Source organism: Desulfitobacterium elongatum (assembly GCF_055378975.1).
The window spans coordinates 3,413,795-3,439,331 of the sequence record NZ_AP038772.1 but is presented as its reverse complement, the minus strand read 5'-3'; the positions used below and the strand labels follow the sequence as shown (position 1 = coordinate 3,439,331).

Annotated in this window: 25 protein-coding genes, 1 pseudogene and 1 riboswitch; of the genes and pseudogenes, 19 read left to right on the top strand and 7 right to left on the bottom strand. The window is 43.7% G+C overall.

Annotation, left to right across the window (positions count from 1 at the left end; all coding sequences use genetic code 11):
* Nucleotides 1-38: 38 nt before the first annotated feature.
* The 7 genes from ACZ42W_RS16255 to ACZ42W_RS16225 all read left to right on the top strand — a co-directional run bounded on the left by ACZ42W_RS16255 (nt 39) and on the right by ACZ42W_RS16225 (nt 6,995).
* The gene (locus ACZ42W_RS16255; protein WP_464166321.1) at nt 39-644 is read left to right on the top strand and encodes a 4Fe-4S dicluster domain-containing protein; all 606 of its coding nucleotides are present in this window, start codon (nt 39-41) and stop codon (nt 642-644) included.
* 11 nt (nt 645-655) lie between these two features.
* Complete coding sequence (gene nrfD, locus ACZ42W_RS16250) at nt 656-1,684, top strand: NrfD/PsrC family molybdoenzyme membrane anchor subunit (RefSeq protein ID WP_464171048.1); 1,029 nt, start codon at nt 656-658, stop codon at nt 1,682-1,684.
* A gap of 215 nt (nt 1,685-1,899) precedes the next feature.
* Nucleotides 1,900-2,304, top strand: coding sequence for a MerR family transcriptional regulator (locus tag ACZ42W_RS16245; RefSeq protein WP_464166320.1), 405 nt, complete (start codon nt 1,900-1,902; stop codon nt 2,302-2,304).
* Between the two features lie 1,113 nt (nt 2,305-3,417).
* On the top strand, nt 3,418-4,674 hold the full coding sequence (ltrA, locus tag ACZ42W_RS16240) for a group II intron reverse transcriptase/maturase (RefSeq protein ID WP_464166319.1): 1,257 nt from the start codon (nt 3,418-3,420) through the stop codon (nt 4,672-4,674).
* Between the two features lie 170 nt (nt 4,675-4,844).
* A complete protein-coding gene (locus ACZ42W_RS16235) occupies nt 4,845-4,967 on the top strand; it encodes a hypothetical protein (protein ID WP_464166318.1) in 123 nt (40 codons plus the stop codon).
* On the top strand, nt 4,968-5,654 hold the full coding sequence (gene ltrA, locus ACZ42W_RS16230) for a group II intron reverse transcriptase/maturase (RefSeq protein WP_464171046.1): 687 nt from the start codon (nt 4,968-4,970) through the stop codon (nt 5,652-5,654). It abuts the gene before it with no gap.
* 618 nt (nt 5,655-6,272) lie between these two features.
* A complete protein-coding gene (locus ACZ42W_RS16225) occupies nt 6,273-6,995 on the top strand; it encodes an AlkZ-related protein (RefSeq protein WP_464166317.1) in 723 nt (240 codons plus the stop codon).
* A gap of 617 nt (nt 6,996-7,612) precedes the next feature.
* Here the strand turns inward: ACZ42W_RS16225 and ACZ42W_RS16220 are convergent.
* From ACZ42W_RS16220 to ACZ42W_RS16210, 3 genes and pseudogenes are all read right to left on the bottom strand, one after another.
* Nucleotides 7,613-7,888: a hypothetical protein gene (locus ACZ42W_RS16220; protein WP_464166316.1), complete on the bottom strand. Its 276-nt coding sequence runs from the start codon at nt 7,886-7,888 to the stop codon at nt 7,613-7,615.
* Between the two features lie 397 nt (nt 7,889-8,285).
* Complete coding sequence (locus ACZ42W_RS16215; protein WP_464166315.1) at nt 8,286-9,566, bottom strand: IS110 family RNA-guided transposase; 1,281 nt, start codon at nt 9,564-9,566, stop codon at nt 8,286-8,288.
* Nucleotides 9,567-9,655: 89 nt separating this feature from the next.
* Nucleotides 9,656-9,869: pseudogene (locus ACZ42W_RS16210) on the bottom strand (helix-turn-helix transcriptional regulator).
* 202 nt (nt 9,870-10,071) lie between these two features.
* Here ACZ42W_RS16210 and ACZ42W_RS16205 point away from each other — a divergent pair.
* The 7 genes from ACZ42W_RS16205 to ACZ42W_RS16175 all read left to right on the top strand — a co-directional run bounded on the left by ACZ42W_RS16205 (nt 10,072) and on the right by ACZ42W_RS16175 (nt 15,321).
* Nucleotides 10,072-10,647, top strand: coding sequence for a TetR/AcrR family transcriptional regulator (locus tag ACZ42W_RS16205; protein WP_464166314.1), 576 nt, complete (start codon nt 10,072-10,074; stop codon nt 10,645-10,647).
* A gap of 2 nt (nt 10,648-10,649) precedes the next feature.
* A complete protein-coding gene (locus ACZ42W_RS16200; RefSeq protein ID WP_464166313.1) occupies nt 10,650-12,155 on the top strand; it encodes a phytoene desaturase family protein in 1,506 nt (501 codons plus the stop codon).
* Nucleotides 12,136-12,636 (top strand): flavodoxin family protein, encoded by a 501-nt coding sequence (locus ACZ42W_RS16195; RefSeq protein ID WP_464166312.1) that lies wholly within the window; start codon nt 12,136-12,138, stop codon nt 12,634-12,636. The genes ACZ42W_RS16200 and ACZ42W_RS16195 overlap by 20 nt, the downstream gene beginning before the upstream one ends.
* Complete coding sequence (locus ACZ42W_RS16190) at nt 12,630-13,280, top strand: NADPH-dependent FMN reductase family protein (RefSeq protein WP_464166311.1); 651 nt, start codon at nt 12,630-12,632, stop codon at nt 13,278-13,280. The genes ACZ42W_RS16195 and ACZ42W_RS16190 overlap by 7 nt, the downstream gene beginning before the upstream one ends.
* Nucleotides 13,281-13,963: 683 nt before the next feature.
* Nucleotides 13,964-14,242: a sigma factor-like helix-turn-helix DNA-binding protein gene (locus ACZ42W_RS16185; protein WP_464166310.1), complete on the top strand. Its 279-nt coding sequence runs from the start codon at nt 13,964-13,966 to the stop codon at nt 14,240-14,242.
* A 525-nt stretch (nt 14,243-14,767) separates the two neighbouring features.
* Nucleotides 14,768-14,947 carry a hypothetical protein gene (locus ACZ42W_RS16180; RefSeq protein ID WP_464166309.1) on the top strand — a complete coding sequence of 60 codons (180 nt, stop codon included), beginning with the start codon at nt 14,768-14,770 and terminating at the stop codon, nt 14,945-14,947.
* Nucleotides 14,944-15,321 carry a hypothetical protein gene (locus ACZ42W_RS16175; protein WP_464166308.1) on the top strand — a complete coding sequence of 126 codons (378 nt, stop codon included), beginning with the start codon at nt 14,944-14,946 and terminating at the stop codon, nt 15,319-15,321. Before ACZ42W_RS16180 ends, ACZ42W_RS16175 begins: the two co-directional genes overlap by 4 nt.
* Before the next feature lie 234 nt (nt 15,322-15,555).
* Here ACZ42W_RS16175 and ACZ42W_RS16170 read toward each other — a convergent pair whose 3' ends face one another.
* From ACZ42W_RS16170 to ACZ42W_RS16155, 4 genes are all read right to left on the bottom strand, one after another.
* Entirely contained in the window at nt 15,556-15,978 is a 423-nt protein-coding gene (locus ACZ42W_RS16170; RefSeq protein WP_464166307.1) for a CoA-binding protein, read from the bottom strand.
* A gap of 381 nt (nt 15,979-16,359) precedes the next feature.
* Nucleotides 16,360-17,298: a protein translocase subunit SecF gene (secF, locus tag ACZ42W_RS16165; protein ID WP_464166306.1), complete on the bottom strand. Its 939-nt coding sequence runs from the start codon at nt 17,296-17,298 to the stop codon at nt 16,360-16,362.
* Entirely contained in the window at nt 17,295-18,554 is a 1,260-nt protein-coding gene (secD, locus tag ACZ42W_RS16160) for a protein translocase subunit SecD (RefSeq protein ID WP_464166305.1), read from the bottom strand. The genes secF and secD overlap by 4 nt, the downstream gene beginning before the upstream one ends.
* A 149-nt stretch (nt 18,555-18,703) precedes the next feature.
* The gene (locus ACZ42W_RS16155) at nt 18,704-19,117 is read right to left on the bottom strand and encodes a hypothetical protein (protein ID WP_464166304.1); all 414 of its coding nucleotides are present in this window, start codon (nt 19,115-19,117) and stop codon (nt 18,704-18,706) included.
* A gap of 362 nt (nt 19,118-19,479) precedes the next feature.
* On the opposite strand from ACZ42W_RS16155, the gene ACZ42W_RS16150 reads away from it, so the two are divergent.
* The 5 genes from ACZ42W_RS16150 (at nt 19,480) to ACZ42W_RS16130 (ending at nt 24,426) form a co-directional block, all read left to right on the top strand.
* Nucleotides 19,480-20,055, top strand: a complete 576-nt coding sequence (locus ACZ42W_RS16150; RefSeq protein ID WP_464166303.1) for a TetR/AcrR family transcriptional regulator — start codon at nt 19,480-19,482, stop codon at nt 20,053-20,055.
* A gap of 40 nt (nt 20,056-20,095) precedes the next feature.
* A complete protein-coding gene (locus ACZ42W_RS16145) occupies nt 20,096-21,595 on the top strand; it encodes a phytoene desaturase family protein (RefSeq protein ID WP_464166302.1) in 1,500 nt (499 codons plus the stop codon).
* A gap of 84 nt (nt 21,596-21,679) precedes the next feature.
* Nucleotides 21,680-21,865, top strand: a complete 186-nt coding sequence (locus ACZ42W_RS16140; protein ID WP_464166301.1) for a hypothetical protein — start codon at nt 21,680-21,682, stop codon at nt 21,863-21,865.
* Nucleotides 21,866-22,069: 204 nt separating this feature from the next.
* Nucleotides 22,070-23,338: an FAD-dependent oxidoreductase gene (locus ACZ42W_RS16135; protein WP_464166300.1), complete on the top strand. Its 1,269-nt coding sequence runs from the start codon at nt 22,070-22,072 to the stop codon at nt 23,336-23,338.
* Between the two features lie 230 nt (nt 23,339-23,568).
* On the top strand, nt 23,569-24,426 hold the full coding sequence (locus tag ACZ42W_RS16130) for an AraC family transcriptional regulator (protein WP_464166299.1): 858 nt from the start codon (nt 23,569-23,571) through the stop codon (nt 24,424-24,426).
* Between the two features lie 706 nt (nt 24,427-25,132).
* Nucleotides 25,133-25,215: riboswitch (cyclic di-GMP riboswitch) on the top strand.
* The last annotated feature ends 322 nt before the right edge of the window (nt 25,216-25,537 follow it).

Genomic DNA, 25,537 nt, shown 5'->3' with positions numbered 1-25,537 from the left:
CATTTATGACTTGGTTTTAATTCAAAGGGGGAGAACGAATGAGCACCGAGCTAAAAGCGCATTACGGAATGGTAATTGATCTGCGCCGATGCGTGGGCTGCCATGCCTGTACTGCAGCATGTAAAATGGAAAACAACGTTCCAGAGAAATTCTTTCGCTCTTGGGTGGTTGAAGCGGATAAAGGAAAATATCCTAATGTAACGAGGGTTAAATTGCCTCGCTTATGTAACCACTGTGAACAAGCACCGTGTGAACAAGTGTGTCCAGTAAAAGCGACACATCGTGACGAAGGCGGTATTGTTGTCGTGGATCAAAAAAAATGTATAGGTTGCCGTTATTGTATGTCGGCCTGCCCCTATGATGCTCGTTATTTGCATCCGAAGAACGGAACGGCGGAAAAATGTGATCTTTGCATTAATCGAGTTAAAGGAGGGCTTCTTCCGGCTTGCGTAAGTACGTGTATTGCTCATGCCCGATTCTTTGGGGACCTCAATGATCCAAACAGTGCCGTGAGCCGATTATTAAATGAGCATCCGGCTCAAGTTTTACGGCGGGAAATGGGTACGAAGCCCAGCGTCTATTATATTGGGTTGGATGATGCGTTAGTCGGCGTGGACTATGCCAACCTTGTGAAAGGGAGGTAAGAACTGTGGACATGACATTTGTGTATCAAGTTCAGCATCATGCCGCCTTTGGGCCACTGATTGTCGTCTATTTTTTCTTAGCGGGCTTAAGTGCAGGACTTTTCCTAATTTCTAGTTTTGGTCCGGTCTTTGGTGTGAAAACGTTAAACCCTTTGGCAAAACCAGCGAGTGTAATGGCTCTAGCAACGTTGATCCCCGGACTGTTGGCTTTGATTGTGGATTTAGGGCAACCTTTACGGGCGCTGACTCTGTTCTTTCGTATCAATCCGCTCTCCATTATGAGTTGGGGTTCCTTTATCCTTTTGGTTTATGGATTGGTTTGTTTGGTCTATACTTGGTTCGTCTGGAAAGAAGATGTACGGAGTAAGCGTTGGGGTCAAGTAGGTGTTGTTTTTGCCGCTGCTTTAGGATTATATACGGGTTTCTTGTTGGCCGCAGTTCCTGGGCGTCCATTATGGAATTCCGCGTTGTTACCGGTCTTATTCCTTATCTCTGGTTCTGTGGCTGGACTCAGCTTAATCAGCTTCGCACAAACCTTCTTTCCAAAAGCAACTCAACTTGTGGGAAAAGGAACAGAAGCAGCGATCCATTCTATGAAGATCTGGATGGTAGTATTAGAAGTCTTACTTTTAGCTTTTCATCTCCTCGCTGTCTTCATGTTGAACGATGCCGGACGGGCCTTGGTTAAACATTTGTTTGTCGGACCCAAACAGTTCACTTTCGGTTTTGTCCAAGTGATTATGGGGATGTTTATTCCATTGGTCATTCTTGTTTTGAGTAAACGTTCAATGAAAGCACTTGGGATTTCTGGTCTGTTAAGTCTGATTGGAGTGTTCGCGCTTCGATACAATATTGTGGCAGGTGGTGAAGAACTCCCTCTGTCCGGTACATTGATGTATACCTTTGGTGAGATGAGTGGATGGATCGCAGTGAGCGTCCTTCTTATCCTTGCTGTATTTCTAATTCTTGTCATGTCGGGAATTGTACAGCGTGTAACAATGGGTAAAAAGAGCTTTACTGGGATAGATCATTCCATATAGTTACGAACTGATAAAGAATAAGTAAAATAGAGGGGCCGTTGCAAAATGAACCGCCCCCAGTCAAGTAGACAGTGGAGATATTAAAACTTTGAGCTTATTGGGTGTTTAGAAATTTGCATCCTTAATAAGCTCTCTTTTTTATGATAGGTGTGATAGAATGCCATCTCTCTGTGATAAAATAAGTGCAAGAATTAAGTAAGGAGGTAGAAGTTGTTGTGACCATAAAAGAGGTATCAGAACGAACAGGAGTATCCATTGATAATTTGCGCTATTATGAACGCATCGGAGTAATACCTCCTATTCCTAGAACAAGGTCGGGTATCCGAGATTATGATGAACGGGCGATCCACTGGGTCGAGTTTATCTTGAAATTCAAGAAAGCGGGCGCATCCTTAGAAACAATCATAGAGTACATTCGACTCGCTCACTCTGCTGATTCCACTCAAGAAGCCAGACGAGAACTTCTTGTTAACCTTAAGCAAGAAATCGAAACGCGAATTCAGGAGCTGCAAGAATGTCTTGATTTGGCAAACTATAAAATTGAGCATTATTATGATATGTGCGATCCAGTGACAACGCAAATGATCGAGGATTGGAAACGAAGCAAAGGCGACAATTAAGAAATACGCAGAATAGTCTTTCACAGCAGGTGGTTTTACCGCCTGCTGTTTTTTTGGTGCGCCACGCATGGCGATTAACTAGACGGTGAAAGTCCGTTATGGGGGTATGTAGCGACCAACCATTAGCTTAAGGCAAGGGTGTCCATCGTGAGGTGGAATCTGAAGGAAGCCAGCGGCAAAGTTCCGACCCGAGGAACACGAACAGTATCAGGCGTTAAACGTGGGATGAGACTGCCAAACAAGCCGAAGTCCTAAAGCTACACAGACACGTTAGCGTATATGCTGCGGGTACATGGAATGAAAGTGAATCGTCTTACCGTGGGAGGCCTCACGGACAGGTGGAAACAGAGTAAGAAACCTGGTTGAAACAAGATTTATCGTGAGGAGTCAGCAGAGCCATAGTGCGTGCATGGCAGCACGTTCATCAGGTGGGTTAAAGTCCCACTGAGTCCCGGATTGGGGGACTCATATCCAAATCTGGGGGTAATTCCTCAGAGGCTGATGCGCTTGCATCAGAGGGCAGGGCGTCCACTGTGAAGTGGAGTCTGAAGGGCTTGAGGAGAAGCACCGGGCTGTAGTGAAACGGGGCCACCCGAATTGCGAACCGGTCGGCCAAAGATGGGGTAAGGTCGAGCCTGCACTATGGAGGCGAAGGCAATTCCAGTCCACCCATCGTACCAAGGTGTGTGCGGGCGGCACGGTGCGGAAGATGACGTAGTGACCCACGGATACCTCGTATCATCTGAATAAGAACACTGCTATGGGCCGGTGTATAAAATTGCCGAGATGGCGGTTGTTGCGCACGGCCATCTCAGTAAGACAAGCGCAGTAATTCAGTAAGGCTTTCTATAAGGAAACCCCGAAGTGGAAGCTGATGTGGTGCGAGGAGTCGGAGAGCCGAATAGTACTTTAACCAGCGAACAACAGAAACGCTAGGATCACCCATCTTAGTATGGGTGGCCTCCCTCTGTCCAAAAGGTAGAGCGGAGGGGGAAGTCGGCTCGCTTTATGGAACCAGTAGCCAGAAACGGATTCGTGAGTAGGCGGTAAGGAAAGGATAGTTCCCTTTGTGAAAGACCCAGAACTTGCAAGCGGAGGAGACGAGATCTGTTAATGGAAAATGGTACAGTTAAGAAAGTTCATTCGTTAATTGACAAGGTTTATCATCCAACTAATCTAAAGATGGCTTGGGAGATAGTTAGAGCAAACAAAGGTAGTGGAGGAATAGACAAAGTTGGAATTCCCTCCTTTGAGAAAGTAGCTAATGATGAACTCTTGAAGCTTCACAAGGAACTCAAAGAAGGAATGTACAGGCCAATGCCTGTACGCAGGGTTAATATACCTAAACGAAATAAGCCTAATGAGAAGAGACCGTTGGGTATTCCGTCTATTCGAGACCGAGTCTGTCAACAAGCTCTGAAGAATCGACTTGAACCAATCTTCGAACCTGAATTCAGTAATTGCAGTTTTGGCTATCGACCGGGGCGCTCTGCACACCAAGCCATGCGTAAGATCTACCATGAAATTATGTCCGGCTGTGAATGGGTAGTTGATGCTGATTTACGAGACTTCTTTGGAAACGTCCACCACGAACGTCTAATAGACATGCTTGCAGAGAAAGTAAGCGATAGTAGAGTCCTAAAGTTGGTGAGACAAATGCTAGAAGCTGGATACATGGACAAGGGTAAAAAGTATCCCACCCCAAAAGGCACACCGCAAGGCGGAGTAATCAGTCCATTACTCAGTAACATTTATCTCAACCCGTTTGATCATAAAATGGAGGGGAAAGGGTACAACATTACTCGTTTTGCAGATGACTGGGTAGTCCTTTGCAAAACAAGGCATGAAGCACAACGTGCTTTGCAAGAAGCTAGGATTATCTTAGAGGCGCTAGGTCTTACCCTTCATCCAGAAAAGACCCGCATCACTAAAGTAGATAAAGGTTTCGAGTTTTTAGGGTACAAAGTAAAGCGCGGTCAGGGACTAAAACTCCCCCAGCATAAGATTAGAAAGGGCCCCAACAGACTCAATATCTATGCCATACCCACCGAAAAGTCAGTTAAACGTTTCATGGATACAATTCGTGAACGAACAAAACGTAGAATTCCCCTTAAACTCTTCGATCTCATAGACTGGATTAATCCGGTTATTCGAGGTTGGGGAAACTACTACCGTAAAGCTCATGTGCGGAAACTGTTCAACAAATTGCAGCGCTGGATTATTCGAAGATTATGGAGTCATCAACGTAAAAAGTGGCGCAATAATGGCTGGAGGAAATATCCAGTAAAATCGCTCTACAATACTTATGGATTGGTAAATCTTATATCACTTATTCCAAGTTTGAACTTAAAGACTGCATCTATAAGATGACATAAAGGAAAGCGGATTGCGGGAAAACTGCACGATCCGTTTGAATGAGCGGACGGAGGAAGGCTTTGGCCGACCTCCTTCGACTCTACACCGATTATTGTGCAAACAACAAAACTGCATATAGGAAAGGGGCACGACTTTATTCACGTTTTCAAAGGAGGTAAGTGCGAGTGAATGTCCAAAAGACTAATAACACCAATGAAAAAGCACGAGAACTCCAAAGGAAACTACACCTTGTCGCCAAAGTAAACAGAAAACGCCGTTTCCATGCGATGTACGATAAAATCTACTGAATAGATATACTGACAGAAGCATGGAAACGTGTAAAGACCAATGGTGGAGTAGGTGGAATTGACCGAGTCAGTATAGCAGATGTTAAAGCATATGGAGAAGATAAACTGATTGGTGAAATATCTGAAGTACTTAGAAACAACAACTACCGTCCACATCCGGTGAGGCGGGTATATATCCCGAAAGCTGATGGAAAGAAGAGACCGCTTGGCATACCAATAATTAGAGATAGAATTGTACAAATGGCAACTAAGATAGTGCTTGAACCAGTATTTGAGGCAGACTTCTTGGACTGCTCGTACGGATTCAGACCGAAAAGAAGTGCGAAGCAAGCTATGGACAAGATTTTCGAAGTAGCAGACAAAGGGGAAGCACTTTGGGTGATTGATGCTGATATTAGGGACTATTTTGGAAGCATCAATCATGAAAAACTAATGGTGTTGGTAGAGCAGAGGATATCAGACAGACGCGTGCTAGAACTTATCAGACAGTGGTTAAGAGCAGGTGTAATGGAGAATGGAATTGTGGAGAGAAATACGGTTGGTGCTCCACAAGGAGGCGTCATTTCGCCGTTGCTTTCCAATATATATCTTAATTATTTTGATAAGGTCTGGACAAGGAAATTCGGACATTTAGGTACACTAGTACGGTATGCTGACGATCGTGGCCACGAAGGCGCGTTTATGTGACAAGAACTGTTGCATGAACAGCAGCTATGCTGCACAGAAGATGAGGGCTGGCCCCTCGGAATCGCAATGCAGGTAGAGATACCAAACCACCTTAAGCTGCTTTTGTCAAAAGCCACGGTAGTGAGCGTTAAGGAAAAGGCGAGGCTAGATCTCGTCAGGTAAGTGCTATGGAGACGAATACAGATGAACCGCTGATAACGTGTCGAAAGCGTAGGAATGTCATCAAAACCAGGAGGTTGTCGTTAGCCTGGGATAAGTCTGGAGGAAACCTGTTTACTGTCCAGATGGTGGCCGGCATGAAGGTGGCGTGAACTTAGCACAGGCTTCGGTGTGGAACGTGGGAACCTACGACTTCGATGGTAAGGGAGAAATCCAAGTGGAAGAACCACAAGGATGAGAGTACCGATGCGAAGTATAGGGGCGGAATAACCCGTAGTAGTGATGAAACTCTCGTAATGGGGAGCAGATGAAAAACGTATCCGGCTTTGGGAGGAGAATAGGGAGAATCTATAGGGGGCACTGGTCGGTTAAGCTTGAAAATTGTACTGAAAGAGAAAAGCTGATTGGATTCCAATCAGCTTTTTGGCATTTTTATGGTAAGATATAAATGGAATAATTATGAAACTATTTACTGGAGGCGGAGCTATGATCCGGAACTATAACGATTTTATGAATACCCTGCTTGAGGCGGGATTTTCCATGGGTGGGGGAAACAGTGAAGGGATTTTCGCAGTGGTTCCCTGGACCTGGCAGGAAGAGCCGCCTTATGATACTCCGGTCCGCTGGCATACCGGGGACCCGGAAACCGATCCTTGGGAGTGGCGGATGCGAGTTTTGGACGAACGGGATGATATTGCCTATGCCAAACTTTTTTTCAAAAAGAGCGGTTACATCACCAAAGAATGTTATCCGTATTTTTTAGCGGTCAGACGGGGCAGCCGGACTTTCGCGGAAGAATACACCGCCGGTAAGCTGAGTCACCAGGCCAAACGGATTTATGACCTGATCAGCGAAAATGAAGTTCTGCCCCTCCATGCCATTAAACAAATCGGCGGCTTTGGCAAAGAGGAGGCCTCCGGCTTTGAACGGGCTTTGTCCGAACTGCAGATGAAAATGTATATAACCATGTGCGGCAGACAGCAAAAGATTTCCCGTAAAGGGGAAGAAAACGGCTGGTCCTCTACCGTATTCTGCACAGTCGAGAATTACTTCGGTCAGGAGATCGTTGATCAGGCAGCGAAGTTCACCGCTGAGGAGGCAGCGGCGAAAATTGCGGAACATGTTGAGCGGCTGAATCCCGGGGCGGATCCCAAAAAGGTGGCCAAGTTTATTAAGGGCTAAGTTGACTGAACAGGAAAGTCGAAAAAGTCAGTTCGGATATAGAAAGAAAATTGCTTCGGCTCAGCAAATGAATAAATAATTTTTACGGATGAAAAACTCAGATCGAATTTCTTCTCCCTTATATAATTGGGTTTGTCGGGGTTGCAGTGCTGTTGGGTTTTATTCAGCAAAATCTAGGCTATTTCAAGTTTGGCCACGGCACTTCTCACGCTGTCATATCCCAAATCATCACTTTTAGCGTCTGGTTTTCAATTTCGGCATTGATCTATCGGGATTACAGTAGGAGACTTCTAGCCTAAACAACGTTGCTGATGAGTTTACTCTGTTTCCGCCATCCTTGTTTCCCTAAATTCGTTGAACAGCAGCTCCTGAAATCTGGTATTTGTTGACATACTTGGGGGAATTCATAAAGGGATTGCCGCGAGCCGATTGGTCCGCTGCAATCCCTTTATTGATCCGTTTTTACTGCTGACCGGTTTACATTACTTCGCTGAAGCGTTTAGTAAAATATATTTGCAAGCCAAAGCCCAACAGGTAAAGGGCAATGGTGGAGAGGATCAGCCATATGGGTAAATCAACAAGGATCAACAGGAAGGGAATAATGATCAGAATTTTGATCAGGATGTCAAAAGCCTTGGCTTTAGCTTTATTGGCAATGGCAACATTGCGCTCGTCTTTAGCATCGATATCACTTTGCCTTTTGAGGGCAGGGTTTTTACTATAGTAGCGATGATAAGCAAATTTACTGCACTAGTGCTGATTAATGCGCCGCCAATTCCGATACATACACCGGAAACAGCCTTTAATTCCTCGCTGATAATTTGAATTCCTGCCGCAATCAGCACAATGCCCAGCAGGATAAACAAGATATGGCGGGTAACACGATTCTTCATGTCAATCCTCCCTCTATAATTTGAAATTTTCTCGTTATATCTCGCTCATTCTTAGAATTTCACTTTAAGAGCATATCGGCTTGATGGTTTATAATTGAAGCAATGTGATTATATGGATGGTGGGGTTGTGTTACAGCAAAGGCTAGTGCCTCTAGTTTAAAATATGATCGCATAATGGATCTCCACAATCACCCTTGCGGTTTACCCTCCCATGTCTCACGGGGTCCGTAAACGGCCCTTACATTCCTTCGTTCTACCTTTCAAGGGGTGGAGGCCAGATAAGCTCCTCTGCTGGGTCAAACGCCCTTATGGATAAAATTGCTCCGGCTTCTCCATGCTTCAATTGTCCTCAAGTATATAAAGAATGAGTTTGAATCTGTTCTAATGAGCTATCCGATTAAGCTGCTAAATGTTGCTCCAAATGAACTAGACTTAAAACCTTTTGTGGATTATAGGTATGGTTTTTTGTCCCCAATGTAAATAGAATTCGTATGAGTTTTCCACATAATGCAATGAGTGATTGTTTTTTCTTTAGGGGGTTATTTTGTCTTGTGGTTAAATAACGGTGTATTGCTTTGAATTCAGGATTTTTAGCGACTAGAGGTAACACACACTTAAACAGTAGGGCCCTAAGTTGAGGTCGACCTCGTTTAACTATAGTTGTTTGCCCTTTGTGTTTACCTGAACTGTTCTCTTTAAGATTTAATCCCGCCAACTTAATGATTTGTTGAGGATGTTCATAACCATTTATATCCCCAACTTCAGCTAAAAAGCCGGCTACAGTTACCCATCCTACTCCGGGTATAGTCATCATTTTCTTTGAACTCGGGATTTCATTCAGCAATTGCCCAACGTAAAGCATGAGTTCTTCCATTTGCCTCGAAAAAAGTTCATACTGCTCAAGAAGCTGCCTTAACTCATAGCGCGCAGACGTGAGACCCGATGTTAAACCAATTGAGACGTTTGCCTGCTCAACAAGCAGCTTAGCCCGTTTCATCCCTACTGCCCGTTGAACCTCTTCCTTCCACTCAACCACAATCTCTTCGGGCTTTAACTTGAGAATATCTTGCGGTAATGGAAATCGCTTTAACGTCACAAGAGATGCTTTACCTTCCCAATTTTTGAATACGTGTAGGTACTCTGGGAAAAACCGATCCAGCCAATTGATGACTCGGCCTTTTACTCGGTTCAACTCTTTGTTTAACCGTTCCCGTTGAACCATTGCGACTCGTAATTCGGCATAGACTCCTGTTAGTAAATTAGGTTCTGTATACCTTCCATCTTTGACAAGTTGAGCAATGACACGGGCATCCTTAATGTCATTTTTAGTGGGTGAGTTGTCATCAAGTTCTTTACTTTTCTTTACATGGTAGGGGTTAACTAAAACGACTTTGATTCCACTTTGGTGAAGAAACTGAGCTGTTGCTAACCAATAATGGCCCGTAGGCTCTAATCCCAAGATGACATCCTCTTTATCATGTTTTGCTTGTAAGTCCCTAATCCAGTTTACGAGTTGGGTAAGACCGCTATCGTTGTTATGAAAGATAAGCCGTTTACCAAGCTCAATCCCTCTGAAATCCTGAGCTCTGGCTACATGCTTTTCTTTTGCGATATCTGCACCAATGATAAGAGTTGTTTCTGATACTTGCTTAATTCGTTGTTTTTGCTTATTATTCATTTGGGAGTACCTCCTGTACAGATAATTAAGGGTCGACTTGACGGACGACACCTCGTAATAGTACAGCGAGGTATTTCTTTTTTCAAAGATCATTTTAATTCATTACAGGAATGCTCCTCGTAAATAAAAATCTCCTCAATCGGCATTTGAAAATAGCGGGCGATTTTGAAGGCCAGGTGATTGAAGGATTGTAGCCCCATTCTCCAAAGAGCCGATCGTTTGCCGGGAAACTTCCAATGCTTCCGCAAGCTCTTCCTGTTTGATGCCGCGCTGCTTGCGGATTTCCTCTAAGCGATTTTTCACTGCGACACTCCCTTCATAACGAAATGGAAAGCTAGCTTTACATTTGTTATATACCTTGCCGAGAAAAATGTAAAGCATACTTTCCATTATGGATGAGCTGTGGCGAAGAATTTCATAGAGGTTTATTTTTGTACCTCTTGACATATAGGAGAATTCTCACATAAAATATTGAATATAAATTCAATGAATAGAGGTTCAATCAATGGGCGTACGTGAAGAGCAGAAAGAAAAACGGAGGCAGGAGATTCTTGCCGCAGGCCTCGATCTCTTTATCCGCAAAGGATATACCGCAACCAAAATCAGTGATATTGCCCAGCAGGTGGGCATGAGTGTGGGTCTTTTATTTCACTACTTTGAATCGAAAGAAAAACTGTATGAGGAGTTGATCACCTTAGGCGTTTCCGAGCCGATGAACATGATGGACCCAGCCGGTAAGGAGCCCCTTGTTTTTTTTGAGGGTGTCGCCAGGCAGATTTTTAACTTTCTCCAAACGGAACCCTTTTTTGCCAAGATGTTTGTCTTGATGAGTCAGGCTCACTATAACGAGGCAGCGCCCCAGAGGATCAAAGACATGCTACAGGGTTTCGACATTTACACACCGACAACGCTGTTGATTCAAAAAGGTCAGGAAAATGGCACCATCCGGGACGGAAATCCTCTCGCTTTGGCGACCGCTTATTGGTCCGCCATTCAGGGCATCGCGGAGCAAATAGCGCTGAGTCCCGAGATTCCCTGCCCGGAAAGCGAATGGATCGTGGATATGATTAGGAGGAAATAATCATGAAAAAAGTGGCTATTGTCGGCGCAGGAATTGCCGGTCTCACTGCGGGGGTCTACGCACAACAAAGCGGGTTTGACGTTACGATTTATGAAAGCCACGTCATCCCCGGCGGAGCATCCACCAGCTGGCACAGAAAAGGTTACTTGTTCGAGGGCGGCATGCACTGGCTGACCGGTTCATCGCCTGAGACTTCCTTTAATAAGCTGTGGCGTGAAGTGGGTGCTTTGGACGATACGGTCACGATTTATAACCGGGATCCTTTTAATGAGTTTGAATATAACGGCCAGACGGCTTATCTCTATCGTGATGTGGAGAAGCTGCGCCGGCATTTTACGGAGATCGCTCCGGAGGATGAAAAGGAAATCGACAGAATGTGCAGAGATCTCCGGAAATTCATGAAGTTTGGCATGCCGCTTACAGATGTTAAAGGGGTGAGGGTCAAGCAAAAATCGGCAATGTCTTTGGGGGAACTGGCGGGGATGCTACCGGCGCTGCTGCGCCTGCCTTTTTATGTCAAGCAGACCTGCAAGGAATATTCCCAGCGCTTTAAAAGTCCGCTTTTGCGGCTGATGCTGGAAAATTTGATCGGCGCTGAGTATAATGCCGTGGGTTTGCTGGTTACCATCGCCACCTTGGCCTCCGGTGACGGTGGCTATCCCGAGGGCGGCTCCCTGGCCATGGCCGGGCGGATAGCCAAGACGTTTGAAAAGCTGGGGGGCAGGATCGAATATGGCAAGCTGGTCAGCAAGGTAGTGGTACAAAACGGCACTGCCTGTGGGGTAATGATTGATGGTGAGCAAATCCCGGCTGATGCGGTAATCGTGACCCAAGATACCCTGGCTGCCATCGATAATTTGTTTGATCCCCCCATTGTGGAACCCTGGGCCCAAAAGATGCGTACCACCACCAGACCTGTACTGGATACCTTTATCGGTGTGGGCGTAAAGGCGGATCTGTCCCAGCGGCCGGAGAGCTTAACTTTTATTGCGGATGAACCGCTGCTCTGTGGAGGAATCCCGTCATCTCTCATCGCCATCAACAACTATGCCGGCTTTGAAGGCTATGCGCCGGCAGGCTGCAGCGCCATTACCTGCTTTATCGACGGTGACAGCTATGATTACTGGAAAGCCTGCCGGGAAAACGGAACCTATCAGGCTGAAAAGCAAAAACTGGCGGAGGCCTTTATCCGGATCCTGGCCCAGAAATATCCTGAAACCGCTGGTAAGGTTGAGGTTTGGGATGTGGCGACGCCGCTGACCTATGAGCGGTATCTCCACTCCTATAAAGGTTCCTGGATGTCGATCATGGAAAAAGGGGATAAGGGAGAAAGCTATCCCACCCAACCCGTAAGTATTAAAAATGTTTATTTTGCAGGCCAGCGCCTGATGAAGCCCGGCGGTCTGCCGGTGGCAGCCGAAACAGGACGGAAGGCGGTTCAGTATCTATGCCGGGATACCGATACCGTTTTTCAGGGAGGAGCACATTATGAGATTGTTGATCCATGACCTTAATGAGGAAGGATTCGCTGAAATCATGCCCGAGCCGAGCAGTGATATCAAAATCATCGCCAATAACGGGAAGATTCAGCACTGTATCGGCTGCTTTGGCTGCTGGATAAAAACACCCGGAGTCTGCATAATCCGGGATGCGTATGGGGATATGGGAGCGGATTTGGGGCACAGCAGTGAACTGGTAATTGTCAGCCAATGCTTCTACGGCGGGTATAGCCCGTTTGTCAAAAATGTGTTAGACCGAAGCATCTCGTATATTCATCCTTATTTTGAGATCAGAAACGGGGAAATGCACCATAAGCGGAGATATGATCAGAGCTTTGATTTGACGGTCTGGTTTTATGGTGAGGTAACTGAAAAGGAAAAGCGGACAGCGGAAAAGTTAGTCCGGGCGAATGTAGTCAACCTGAACTGTCAGAAGGTCAAAGTTTCTTTTGTCCGGGAATTGGCTGAACTGGAGGGACGGTTATGCTGAAGATAGCGATGATCAACGGGAGTCCCAAGGCGAAGGACAGTTCTTCGGAAGCTGCCTTGCAGGCGTTGCGGGAAGTTATGGGTGATGGTCAGTTAAGCGATAGTCAGATTACAGAAGTTGATTTCCGTAAGCCGCAGCTGAGTGAGCAGCAAGTGGAGCAGCTGGCAGAGCAGGATATTTGGGTTTTGGCATTTCCTTTATATGTGGACGGAATTCCCTCCCATGTGTTGAGTTGCTTAGCTCAACTGGAAAGTTACTTTAAAGAAAAAACCAAGCCGCAAGTGACGGTTTATTGCCTAGTGAACTGCGGCTTTTATGAGGGAGAGCAATGTGGGCTGGCCCTTGAAATGGTGGAAAACTGGTGCGTAAAATCCGGCTGGCTATGGGGGCAGGGCGTGGGAATCGGAGCAGGAGGAATGCTTGCGTCGATTAAGAATGTCCCGGTAGGGAAAGGGCCAAAGAAGAATTTGGGCAAGGCATTGGAGACGGTGGCGGGGAATATGGCCGGTCATTCTGGTGAGGAGAATATTTTTATAGTGCCTAATTTTCCGAGGTTTGCCTATAAATTTGCGGCGGAAATGGGCTGGCGGCAGTTGGTTAAGGAGAATGGGCTGAAGGTGGGGGATTTGTTTTTGCGGAGGTAGATTAATGATTTCAACAGAATATTCTAAAAGACTCATCATGCGGAGCCTTTTTATTTTTTAGATAGGGCTTATAAATAATACAATTAAGATTGTTTTATTTTGGCAGGAAATCAGTTATCTTTACTGAATAAAGGGATATGTGGATAATTATACAGAGAATGGGATTTTCAATCATCAAATAATTATCTTCAACTTCGATAGAATCTTTATCCCAACATATGATCCCCGCATGCCGGGCACTATCATTATCACGATATTTGAGTTTGTCAATGCCAATGCCTCTTTAATGCAAGCTATCTTAGCAACAAAAGGCAAGCTTACCTTGCAGACGGAAATCAAAAAAATGATGTGGCACTTCGTCTTTGAAAAAAATTATGCCAAATTTATCATAAAGATAAACTCCTGGTGCTCAGTGAGTATTTTGCTTCCTATATCGCTTGGTTTGCGAGTATTGCGGAAAAGAATTCAAATCGCTAGGAGTTAACGGGCGAAAGTTCTGCAGCCAGGAATGTTATCAAAGGGATCGATTTTGGCGGGAAGAGGATGCCGCAGAAGTAGCAAAGAAAATCTTAGAGCTTAAGAAAGTAAACCATTTACCAAAATGGCTAAAGGACTTACTCCTAGCAAGCACATATGAGTAAGGATTTCAAGGGGGGGTATATGTTATTTAGAAACGCGTAAGGATGAGTTGCAGGGGGTATCCGCGGTATTATGATGTAATAGCAATGAAATATTGGGACAATATGACGATAGAGGATATTGCTGAAAGCTTTGGATGTGACGAGAAGACCGTCAGAAGGAACAAGAGCCGCTTATTTATAAGCTTAAGATTATGCTTTTTGGAGCAGAGGCATTGGGATAAAATGTCCGAAACCATGTCCGATTTATGCCCGACTGCGTGCCCTGTTGTATCCCTTTTCTATGTGTTAAAATTACTACAATGCGAAAATTATGTTAAGTAAAAGGCGTACCCAAAGCGGGGCGCCTTATTTTAATAATCATAGAAAGGCCAGGCATATTGCCTGACCTGTATTGTTCACCACCAGAAAAAAGGAAAGAAAAACGGAAAAAAGAATGGGAAAAAAGGAAAGAATCCAAACCTCCTAAAACGCCAAATCATAAGCATTTTCCTTCTTTGATTTTAGAAGATTACTCCTAAAGCAATGAGGATCAAAATAGCAATAGCTATAATCGCAGCTCCTGTGCAACTACCAACTGGGGGAAAAAGAGTACCCATTCCGAACATGCCCTTACCTCCTCCCGGAATCATTTATTTTGAGCTGATTTAGAATACGATTCCCAATGCGATAAGCAAAAGAATGATAACAACTACAATCGCAATACCTGTGAGAAGTCGAGGGTGAAAAACTCCGTCAACACCACCAAGTGTCATCTGAATCCCCTCCTTTATCTTTGATAGTACATACTATGTCATGTCCTACACTAATGCCACAATATGGAAAGTGAAATAAAGGCGGTGATGCAGTTTGGCCGGATGTAAATTATATGAGCCTGTCGAGGCAGGGGCAAAGGAGAACTGTGCCAACTGCCGCCGATGGGACGGGAAGAAGTGTAAGGATGAGGCAAAGTTGCTGGCCGAGGAACAGAAGAGGTATGGTCCGGATGATAGGATGATGCGGAGGAATCGGGGAGTGTGGATTAAATGAGTAGTTTTTACAAAACGCAAAAGTGGAAACATAAGCGAGAACGGATCCTTAAGAGAGATGAGTATCTTTGCAAAAATGCAAAACACCACCATCAAAGAATAATTTCAATAGTTTGTAACATTTTGCTAGACAATCCCGCATTGGCCGGCATTGGCATGGTTAGGATGTTGATGAACCTGGGACAGTTCATCGGTTCGATGCTGTTCGGCAATTTGGTGGACCGCTTCGGCTGGGCCTTAGCTGCGTATTATATGGTCCCGGTCCTGGCAGTAGCGGCCTTGATAGGCTGGTTAAAGTCGGTAAGTCGGCATCGAAAAAATATAGTAAAAATAAAAATAGGAATTGCAAAAAATAATATAAGGGCATTTTGCTAAATTGTATATTAATTAAGGATTAGTCCCGCCAAATAAGTACTCATATTTTGATACAATAAAAGCCCGCTAAAATCGGGCTTTTCGGAATATTTGAGTAAAATTAGCATCGCTTAAGGCGGTGTTTTCTTGTTTTCGCATCCTTTTCGTTTAGGAGGTTGACATATTTATTTGTCTTATTTTAGAACGTGTTATAACGGAGTAGGTTCTAAAAATTACAACAAGCTTGCTCCAAGGCTATACACCGGCCAGGAATTTGTGGAATTTGTGAATGCCTTTGCCGAGCAGCATCATCGGGCAGGCAATGGCCGTCTCGAGACCGGCCTTTTTACACGCTTCGACATCCGCCGGTTCGACATCCTTTTTGCTGTGGAATAGGACCCGTTGAACGCCTTTTTCCTTCATCCTGGAGATCCAGGGCGTGATCTCGTCTTTCTCGAGATAGATGTACGCGCATTTCGGCACCTTGGGCAGCTCGTCAAGGCTATTGTAGATTTTGATGTCCAGATCGCCAGTCGCATTTGAGTTCACGGCGTAGACCTTGATATTGTTACTTACAAAAGCTGACAGGATCATTTTCATGGAAGAATCGTCCTTGAGCGGATAACCGAGAATTAACACCTCGTTGTCGCTGAAAAATTCTTTAGTCAGCTTGGCCATTGTCATACCTCCGTTGGAGTTTGTAGAATTCAGTTTTTAATTATTAATGAGGATGCTCTGCGTTTTGAGCGATGGCAATCATATCTAATCCGGTTTCTGCTGTAAGTCAAGAGGAAACCCCGTCACAAAGAAAGCGTCAAGGAGTTATATTATAAAAGTGATCAGGAAAATTTTATAAAATAATTATAATGTGGGGATAAGGCGGCTGTCAAGAAGAGTGTGCTTCGCCTGTAATACCGTAGATACCTTGACTATCGTCCGGCAACTGAAGGAAAAGGGGGTTGAGGTCAATTTCAAAAACATAGACATAGATACTTCTGATACAAATCGGAAATTATAAAATAGCCATCCCGTCCGCATTAGCGGACGGGATGGCTATTTTTATACATTCGCGGATTTGACAGCACTTTTGGCTTTCTTCTTATGATTTTGCCACATCGTCCACAGTGGTCCTGCAATGCAGATTGTAGAGTAGCAACCGGAAATCGTACCAAACATCATAGGCAGTACAAATGCCCTGATCGATCCAATATCATAGATCTGGGCAAAGATATAGACAACGGTAATACTGGCAAAGACGGCAATATTTGTATTGATGGAGCGCATCATGGACTGATTGATGCTAGTGTCAACCAATTCCTCCGCAGAAATCTTTTTGACCAAAAGGCGTTCATTTTCCCTGATGCGATCGTAAATCACAATCGTATCATTGATGGAGAACCCGATGATAGTCAGTATGGCTGCAATAAACGAGTCGTTTAAGGGAATTTTGAAGATAATAAAAGCCGCGGTGACGATTAGTACGTCATGAAACAAGGCAATAATCGCCATGGTGCCGGCAGAAAGTCCTCCGATATTCCTAAACCTGAGTCCCACATAGACTAGAATGAGTAGGAATGAAAGCCCGATGGCAATCATGCCGTTGGTAAAAAAATGTTTGCCGATAAATGGTTCAACGGTTAGCGCCTCGGATAAGGTCAGCTTGGCATCCGGATAGGCGGTGGTAAGCGTGGAAGTGACGGATTCTTGTTCCTGGGAGGAAAGTGCTTCATTGCTTGCCAGGCTGACAATAAGTTTTTGCTCGTTGTTAGCCATATTGGACTGCAGCTGGCAATTGGTCGTTCTTCCGACGGCCTGTTCAACAATTTTCTCCGCCTGCTCGGCGTCAATTGTGGTTGTATAGGTATATTTGAGAATGGTGCCTCCCTTAAACTGGATATCAAGCTGAATGCCATTGATCAAAGCCGCAATGATCCCGAATAAAATGAGACAAATCGAAATCGCAAAAAATATATACCGGTGTTTATAAAATCTGATCATTTTACTGTCCTCCTTGCACCAAAATACTCAGGCCTACGCAAGACCCCAAAATTGCTGAGGGAGCGTATCATGAGGCGTGATGCCGAAACACCGGCAATAAAGTTCATGATAACGCCGCATAAAAGCGTATAACCGAAAGACAGCATGGAGCCGGAACCGAAAATAATCAGGATGACGGCTACGATGATGACCGTAATATTGCCATCAAAAACGGAGGAAAAGGCTCTTTCAAAGCCTGCTTCTATAGCCCTCCGCAAGGTTTTGCCCGTATTAATCTCTTCTTTGATCCGCTCAGATACAATAATATTGGCATCTACGCCCATACCGATGGACAAAATCACGCCGGCAATGCCAGGCAGAGTCAGTGTAAACTGCGGTACGGACAATGCCAATAGTTGGCCGGTTACCTGTAAAACCAAAGCGATGCAGGCAACCAGGCCAGGCATACGGTAATAGAGAAGCATAAACAAACAAACCAGTGTAAAGGCAACCTTGCCTGCCATAACCATGACGGCAAGGGCGTTGCTGCCCAGCGTCGGGCTTATAATGTTGGAGTTCTTTGCTACCAGCGAGAACGGCAGGGAGCCTGAATTAATTTTCTTCGAGAGGGCTGAGGCAGATTCTAAGCTTGCCATGTTCTCGATCACCGCATTGCCGCCTGTAATCTGTGTTTTGACGATGGCCGAGGAAATCGGAGTTTCATCCATATAAATAGAGATCTCCTGGCCAATCAGCCTGCCGGTCGCCTCTGAAAATTTTGCAGCGGCCTTTGAGGATAACTCAAGCACGACAACGGGCTTGTTGTTTTCTTGGCTTAATCGGGCTGAGCTCTTGGCTACATCGGTGCCTTCCAAGACAATATTACCGGCCGGATCCCTAAAGGTTAACTTGGCTGTTTCCCCAAGCTCGGATACTGCCTTTTGCGGGTTGAAATCTGATTCATCGGATTTCCAGGGAAAGCGGACAATAATTTTGCCATTATTCTTGTCTATGGTTACATCCCGGTCCGTGATATTTTTGGCGTCCATCCGCGTTTCAATAATCGCCCTGGCAGCTTCCAGCTCATTTTCTGTTGGTGCCCGTCCCAGATCCTTTGGTTCATAGGTGGCTTCCACGCCACCGCGTATATCTATTCCGTAACGCATTTGGTCTGCGCCTTTAATTTCAAAGTTTCTAATTTTTATACCCAACATGGAAATGCAAAACAAAGTAACCGTTAAGAAAACGGTTATAAAAAATATACGTTTAGAATTCATTTAATAATTCCTCCAAAAATAACCCGTCATGTACGCTTCATTCCTTTGACGGTGACGCGGTCAGACGGATGAAATGTTGCGGATAAGCGCATTTTAAGCATACTTATCTGCTTCGGGACATTAAAAGTCCCTTCATGAAGTTAATCATGTCATTTCTTACCGTCTTTTTTATGGAGAAAGACTGTTATTATGCTGGAGATCAACTGTGTATAGGTTTGATCGGAGACCCTTGAATAATATATCAAAAAAGCCATCTGAACGGCGACTATTGCAGGCAAAATATTAAAATTAGTTTTAGTACCCAGCCATCGCGATCCCCCTATTGAGGAAATGGAGAATTCTGTAGAAGTATTAGGGGCGGCCATGAAATCATCATGCCCGGCATTTATTCCCCCGGTCATTGACGAATGTTCGCTTCCTCCACTGACGAAGGAAATACCAGAACCATTCACGTCTGAAGAGATAATGCCATTCGTATTTAAAATACTGATATAACTTGTTAAAAACAAGGAGCATAAGAGCAGACATATCAAAATAAGCTTGTTGTGTACTTTTATCTGCATACCTATACCCCCTGTTTTAATATTTTGCTGTTTAAAATTATTTATATGGCCATTATAATGTATGCCTTGGATACATGTCACGTTTTAATTCATAATAATTACAGATATCACTGGCGGATGCTTTGACAACAGCAATCATTGTCATGGGGGCGGAAAAAGGCTTCAAACAACTAGAAAAGTCATCTGGTATTCAAGGAATGATTATTGAAACAAATGGGACCCGGCATTATTGACCGCTCAAGTCACTGATTTGCAGGGCTTTTTTTATCTCAAACTTGGCATTAAGCTTGACGGACCAAATATGGTCATGATACAATCTGAATGAATAAAAAAATATTCATTCAGATTGAGAGGTAAGTTAATTGAGCGATAAAAAAGCAGACATCTTTAATTATGGAAAAAAGTTATTCAGTTCCAAAGGCTTCAAAGACACAAATGTGTCTGACATTACCAAAATGGCGGGGATAGCGGTTGGCACGTTTTATAACTACTATTCCTCGAAAGAGAAGCTTTTCATGGATATTTTTTTAGAAGAAAACGTAAAACTTAAAAAGAGTATTATGGAATCCATCGACCTGGATGGTGAACCATTAAAGATAATTAAAGAATTAATGTTTCTGAACGTCAGTGGCATGAACTCAAACCCGATACTGAGGCAATGGTATAACAGGGATGTCTTCAGCAAGCTGGAGCAACATTACCGCGAAGAAAACGGAATTAAATATGTTGATTTCTTGTATAACAGTTTTTTGGAGTTAGTAAAAAAATGGCAGGCTGAAGGGAAAATGAGGGACGATATCGATTGTGAGCTTATAATGGTTATTTTTACGGCACTAATAAATATCGACACCCATAAGGAAGAAGTTGGGATTCAATATTTTCCACAAGTTTTAGACTACTTAGCTGAGTTTGTCATGAAAGGCTTGACTGATTGCTAAAAATAAAGTGAACTCGTTCAGATTAAGGGGGGATTGACAAGTGAAACAAGTAATAATAATCGGTTCGGGAATCGGCGGCCTTATGGCCGGCAACCTTCTGGCAAAGAAGGGACATAAAGTAACCCTATTTGAAGCTCACAGCATGCCCGGCGGCTATACTGCCGGATTTTACAGGAAAGGCTATTATTTTGAGAGCGGCACTGTAGCCTTTGAAGATTCAGCATCGGTGTTCAAGGCAATGAAGGACATCGGGGTGTTTGAAAAGATAGACTTTGTAAGGCAGAGACTACGGGTCGTTTCTGAGAATTTCGACGGAACTCCGGAAAATTATAACGATTACAAAAAAATCGTTTATTCGGGTTTCCCATCCGATAAAGAAAAGCTGGATATGGTTTTTTCGAATCTGGACAAAATAGTTAGCCTGATGGGAGGCATGAATAGACCTATGCCCTTTCTTTACAGTGGGCTTGAAATGTTAACTTCAATGCTCCCCTACATCGCTAGCGGCCCAAAATTTATGAAACTGTCAAAGCAGTATGGCAACATAACGTCCTCAGAGTTTGCCGCAAGATATTTTGAAAAAGACTCAAAACTATTCAAGCTGTTCAGCGGAATCGGCTATCCGGATATGCCGGCTATGATGGTTGGGAGCAGTTTATGGGGGATATTCGCAGAATTATGGACTGTGAAGGATGGTATGCAAGCATGGGCCGACATTCTCGCAGAAAACTTCAAGAAACTGGGCGGGGATTTGAAGCTGAAATCCTATGTCGACAAGATCATAACAAAAAACGGGGCCGCAGTAGGAGTCTCATGTAAAAATACCGTTTATGACGCAGATTATGTTATTTCTGCCGGGGATTATAAGAAAACCCTACTGAAGCTTTTGGACGACAATAGCCTGATCCCGCAGACGCTCCGGAATAGTATCGACAGGGCTTTCGTTTCGGAGGGCTACTTCACGGTATATCTGGGGTTGAATAGGTCCAACGAAGAACTTGGTAAATATATGAAGGTCCCTCATGTATTTGTTTATGACAGTAAACCCGGTTGCGACATTTACAATTCCGAAGATGAAGAGTTTTTTAGTAAGACATCTGCTGAACTTTATTCACCATCAATGATAAACCCCAAACTTGCTCCTGAAGGGAAATCCTCCTTGATGCTTCAGACCAAGGTGCCTTACCGTTGGATGAACAACTGGGGCAGCGGAGATAAGAAGGTATATAGACAATTAAAGGAAAAAGCGATGGATGCAATGATAGACAGTGCATCCAGGCTGATTCCCGGCTTGAAGGAAACTATCGAATATATGGATGCCGCAACTCCGCTGACCTACGAAAGATTCACCCATAATACCGATGGAGCAAGTTCCGCGTGGAGCTGGAATCCTAAGAAAAAGTTCTATAAAAGCGGCATGAGTGTGAATATAGAAACACCGGTGAAAAACCTTTATATCGGCTCCTGCTGGGCGGTGCAGATCGGGGGTGTGCCCGGTGCTCTTTATGCAGCTTATCAGTGTGCCAAAAAGATAAAGTGACAATAAAATAATAGTGAACATTGAAAAATTTATATTATAATTGAATTATAATGTTTAAAAATTCAGATTATGAGGTATTAACACATGGCTGAATTTAAGAATAAAATTGCCTTAGTCAAAGCACTACTGTCAAACATGCAGATTATAAGGGTAAAACCTTCGATCAATTGGTTTCTGACTAAATATATGGGAAAGTTCAATTTGTTGAATGTAGGCGGGCAGTTGATCATTCATTCGCATCTGCCTTCGGTAAAAAGCTTATTGGGATAGATTTTCAATCTGACAGGCAGGGTGAAATCATAATCAAACAGTGCTTTTTCAGCAAATATTATTCCGGAGAAGTTTGCAAGCTTATTTCTTCACTGGATGAAGGACTGGCAGCAGGACTTTCTGGCGGTGGCAGGCTGTGCTTAAATCAAAGGATCACTGAAGGCGGCAGCTGCTGTAAAGGATATTTTAGCGGGGAGCTGTGAAATGAAAAGAGTCATAGTGGTTGGTAGCGGTGCGGGCGGAGCAGCCGCTGCCAAGAAGCTGCAGGGGAAATTTCAGGTGACCGTCCTAGAGGCAGGCAGAGAGTTCAATCCTTTTTTCTTTAGTTTGTCTGCCTTGGAAAAGCTAAAAAAAACCGGACTTTTCTTTGATGAAAGGGAAATTCAGCTGCTGTTTCCGTCAATGAGAGTTCGTAAAACCGAAGATAGGATGATTATGGTCAGAGGGATCGGCTTGGGCGGGACTACCACGCTTTCTGCAGGAAATGCACTTCGTATGGACAGAGGGCTTAAGGAGCTTGGAATTGATTTGGATGATGAATTCGAGGAGCTTTATAGGGAAATTCCTGTTACAAATGATCATCAAAATAAATGGCGGGATACCACAAAGAAATTGTTTGAAATATGCAGGGAAATGGACCTAAACCCCCAACCTATACCGAAGCTTGGAGATTACAGGGGCTGCACCAACTGCGGAAGATGCGTCCTGGGCTGTCAGTACGATGTGAAATGGGACAGCCGTCAATTTCTGAAGGCTGCACAGGATTTAGGAGCGAAGCTTGTAACAGGCTGTAAGGTTTCAAAGGTTGTTGTAGAAAAGGGTTCCGTCAAGGGAGTACAGGCGCAGAAAGGCTTCTATCCGGCTGATATCGTCGTACTGGCGGCAGGCGGCTTTTCAACCCCTGTAATCCTTCAGAATTCGGGTATTGAATGTGAAAGCAGGCTGTTTGTTGATCCGGTCCTCTGCGTAGCTGCCGAGCAGAAGGGAAACCTTCAGAACAAAGAGCTTTCCATGCCCTTTGCCGTACAGAGGGAGCATTATATCTTATCCCCATATTTTGATTATCTAAGCTTTTTCTTTAATAAAAGCTGGCGGTATCCTGCCTCAGATACTCTGGCCCTGATGATAAAGCTGGCGGATTCAAGTGCCGGAAGTATTGATAACAAAAATATCAAAAAAACACTTACAGGTATTGATAAAGAAAGACTGCAGGAGGGAGTCGAGATCTGTAAGGAGATACTTAGCAGGTATGGTATAAAAAAGGATAATATTTTCCTTGGAACGATAAATGCCGGACATCCCGGCGGCATGCTGCCGCTCACAAGACAGGAAGCGGAAACCTTTCACAATCCTAAGCTACCTGAAAACCTGTACGTTGCCGATGCAACGCTGTTTCCCGAGTCTTTGGGAAATCCGCCCATACTTACTATAATGGCTATGGCAAAGAGAGTTAGTAAAATTATAATGGAGTGATTATTTTATTGACCCGTGGGAATAAGTCCATAGGGGCGGATTTTGAAGCGTACAGAGCAGATTGGATGTCATAGTCCGGCGACAGAGCAGGTTGGATGTTCGGGATAATACAAAATTATGAGGTTAGATTATTTATATTTTCTTTCCGAATTAGACAAAACATAACATAAAAAATCGGACTCGACCATATGAAAATTGATAAGATATAAACACAGAAAGGGGTGGTGATTGTGGGATGGGTTGAAGGTATTAGTGAGGCTATCAGCTATATTGAAGATAATATAACCGAAGAACTAACTATTGATAATATTGCAAAGCGAGCATTTGTGTCCCCGTTTTATTTCCAAAAGGGATTTGCAATGCTCTGTGGTTTTACGGTTGGAGAGTATATCAGACAACGCAGGCTTACCCTTGCCGGCAGTGAGCTTGTTTCCACTGATGAAAAAATTATTGATATTGCACTGAAATATGGTTACGACTCACCGGATAGTTTCACAAAAGCTTTTATTCGATTTCATGGTGTCACACCTACTGCTGTTCGAAAAGATGGAGCAATGATTAAATCGTTTGCTCCGCTAAAAATCAAATTTTCATTGGAAGGCGGTTATATTATGGATTACAAAATTGTTGAAAAAGATTCGTTTACTGTCATGGGCGTATCAAAGGTGTTCAAATATGATAGTGCAACTACAGAAATTCCACAATTTTGGACAGATCATTATCAAACAGGAAAGGGGAAATTGGTATGCGGAATGTACGGAGTATGCATAGATGAGAGCATGGGTTCAGACGAGTTCGAATATTTGATTGCAGACAATTACAATCCGTCAATAGAAATACCTGATGGTTTTGTTACAAAGATTATTCCTAAACACGCTTGGGCTATTTTTGCATGCAAAGGCGCAATGCCGAAATCGCTACAAGATGTGAACCAAAAAATCTTCTCAGAATGGCTGCCTAATTGCAAGGATTATGAAATTGCAGCAGGTTACAACATTGAAATGTACACCAATATTGCGGATTATCCGAAAGGGAATCAAGATGAAAACTACTACAGCGAAATTTGGATTCCCGTTAAGAAAAAATAACTACGCAAAAGAGCATAATCCGTAGTTCATCAAATTTCAGTTTATTTTAAAATTGAACACAACAAAACAAGGCACTCTACGCTCCAATTCTGCAGAGTGCATTGCTTGTTTTATCGTTATGCTTCCACATCCACCGTCACGCCGGACTTGAATTCCACGGTAAGTTTATTATCGTAGACGGTGACCTTTTCAATCACCGCCTGACCAGCTGCTCATCTCGTTTACAATTTACTACTCGGATTGTAAGCAGAAAGCAGGCGTTGAATCGCTAAAAAATTGCCTCCACAGGCTACTGTTTCAGAAATATACCCTGCCGTCAAGGACCCAACAGGTTCAAGCGGCATCTTTTTTGTATTCTCAAGGCATGTTGAGTGTATAATTCTGATGACGAATAGTGGTTTGAAGGGCAAATAGGACGAGTTGACCACTATATATAGTGGCTTTGGAGCAAAAAATGAATAAGAATCGGGCTGAAAAAGTGCGTTTTTCAGTCCGATTTTTTTACCCGTTTTATAGATGACATCGGAGATAGTAACTATCATTTTACAGAAACGTATAAAATTAGAATGCAGGATGTGTTTTCAAGGGGTCATCGGAGTTTAAGTAAAAATTGAATATTTTTCCTAAGGCTAATTCCAGCCTTTATTTATTGGAGAATTATTTTTTCAATAAAAAAGAAAAAATAGTAAGCACTTATATTTCTTTTAAATAACATTAACAAACCCGTCAAAAGATGGTGACGCAAAGCTACGGGTCTAAGGTTTATACTATGACCGCCGAATTAGGATGAGTAGCTTACGGATGATGAACAAATTTCCTTAGATGAGAGCAAAAAGGCATCGGATCCTCTAAATTTCTGGTGCTTTTGATAGTAGAGTCGCAGGAAGAATGGCGCATAAATATAGGGACGAAGGCATTCTAAGGATCCCATTCCAAGTACAACGTTAGTTAAAGAAAGTGCCTAATAATGGGCAGCAACTACCAAAATTAACACGGCTAATTGATTAATTTTAAATGAATATCTTTGTGGCAACATTCTAAAAAGTTTGTGAAATGCTCATTTCATAAGGCAAGAATTAGGTCATCTCGATTCTTAACTCAATTGCGATGA